At 69.3% G+C, this 514-nt stretch carries 1 protein-coding gene; it reads left to right on the top strand.

The window, feature by feature from the left end; genetic code table 11:
- Positions 1-514 (top strand): recombinase family protein (locus GT358_RS16405; protein ID WP_208103591.1); only part of this gene is annotated, 514 nt, incomplete at both ends.

Genomic DNA, 514 nt, shown 5'->3' with positions numbered 1-514 from the left:
GCTGGATCTTCGCCCGCTTCCTCGACATCGGGTCCTGCACGCTGCTGGCCCGCGAGGTCGCTGACCGGGGCCTCGGCACGCCGCGCGGCAACCGGATCGACAAGAAGTGTCTGTACCGGATGCTTTCGAACCGGGCCTACCTCGGCGAGGCGGTCCACAAGGGCCAGAGCTATCCCGGCGAGCACGACGCCATCGTCGACCGCGAGACATGGGACCGCGTCCACGCCATTCTGCAGGAAAGCCCGCGCAAGCGTGCGGCCCGCACCCGCGCCGAGACACCCGCGCTCTTGAAGGGGCTGCTGTTCGGTCCCGATGGCGTTGCGTTCTCACCGACGCATACTCGGAAGGGGGATCGTCTCTACCGCTACTATGTCAGTCAGACCGTGCTGAAGCATGGCGCCGGGGCCTGCCCGGTCGGCCGCGTGCCGGCAGGCGAGATCGAGGCCGCGGTCATCGACCGCCTTCGCGCCGTGTTCCGCCAGCCCGAGATCGTCGCGGGGACGTGGAAGGCGGC

It is taken from the genome of Rubellimicrobium sp. CFH 75288 (assembly GCF_009904055.1).
Lineage (GTDB): Bacteria > Pseudomonadota > Alphaproteobacteria > Rhodobacterales > Rhodobacteraceae > Rubellimicrobium.
This window is presented reverse-complemented; position numbering and strand designations above follow the sequence as displayed.